The sequence below is a fragment of the Microbacterium sp. CnD16-F genome (assembly GCF_024124465.1).
Lineage (GTDB): Bacteria > Actinomycetota > Actinomycetes > Actinomycetales > Microbacteriaceae > Microbacterium > Microbacterium gawkjiense.
This window is the reverse complement of record NZ_JAMXSA010000119.1, coordinates 1-1,338: the sequence shown is the minus strand read 5'-3', so window position 1 is coordinate 1,338 and position 1,338 is coordinate 1. Positions and strand designations below refer to the sequence as shown.

At 70.9% G+C, this 1,338-nt stretch carries 1 protein-coding gene; it reads left to right on the top strand.

Translation table 11 applies throughout. The features are described from left to right. A partial coding sequence (locus tag NH287_RS15035) for a DUF222 domain-containing protein (RefSeq protein WP_253036255.1) occupies positions 1 to 1,277 on the top strand: 1,277 nt, incomplete at its 5' end. Positions 1,278 to 1,338: the final 61 nt, after the last annotated feature.

Below are 1,338 nucleotides of genomic sequence, written 5' to 3'. Positions count from 1 at the left end.
CCGCTGAGGCGGAGCAGGCTCGGGCGGTGCTGCGGTTCGTGGAGACCCGCCGCACCGACGCCCTCACCCAGGGCTTGAGTGCCCGTCAGGTCGAGGACGCCCGGCAGGTCGCGATCCTGGAGGCCGCCATCGAGCTCCACGTGGCCACCGCGCTGATCTCGAACCTGGTCTCGGCGACCCGCACCCTGGTGGTGGACCTGCCGACCGTGTGGGCTGGCCACCTGCGCGGTGAGGTCGATCGGGCCAAGGCCCGCGAGATCGCCTCCACCGCCTGGAAGCTGCATGCGCCGGAGAACGTGACCCGGTTGGACGAGACCGTCCTCGCCTACGCCACGACCCACACGTTGGGTCAGCTGAAGGGGTGGCTGCGCCGGTTCCTCATCCGGGTCGAGCCCGACCACGCGATCGAGCGCCGCCAGGCCGCCCAACAGGACCGCAACGTCACCATCACCGCGTTGGATGACGGGATGAGTCTGCTGCAGGCCCTCATCCCCACCACCGAGGCCCTCCTCATCGACCGGGACCTGACCCTGGCCGCGAAGGCCTCCCGCAGCCAGAGCGCCGACGATGAGCGGACCCTGGCCCAGGCCCGCGCCGACGCGCTCGTCGACACCCTCCTGCAGAGGCGTGGGAAGACCGACCCCACCGACACTGCCGCCGATCCCGTACCGGTGGGCACGTCGGGTCGCGGCCGCTTCCACGTCGGCATCACCGTCTCCCTGGCCACCCTGCTCGGCCTCTCGAGTGAGCCGGGCGTCTCTGCGGATGGGCAGCACGTCCTCGACCCTGGCCTGCTCGCCGAGCTCGCCGCTCAGGACGGGACTCTGTTCTCGCGGTTGTTGACCGATGAGCACGGCGGCATCCTCGACGTGACCGAGCTGGGCCGCTTCCCCACCCAGCCCCTACGCAGGGCGTTGAACCTCATCGACGGGACCTGCGACGTTCCCGGCTGCACCCGACCCGCCACCGGCTGCGACGTCGACCACCAGATCCCCCACGACCCCGACCCACCACCCGGACAACCACCAGGTCAGCAGCGCGGACCCACCGCAGCGGGGAACCTGCACCACCGGTGCCCACCCCACCACGGCCTCAAGACCCGCGGAGCCCTCACCGTCACCCACGACCAGGACGGCAACGCCCACTGGCACCTACCCACCCGCACCATCGAGGCCGAGACCGCGTTCACCCGCGCCTGGACCCGACGAGACCGCACCATCCAGTTCGTCGAGATCCGCCACACCCACCCCGACCACATCCAGTACCGACCCCGATGACCCGGGGCGCGGTCACCTGCGAACGGGCGTCGATAGCATCGCCCTCGTGAGTGACTACCTG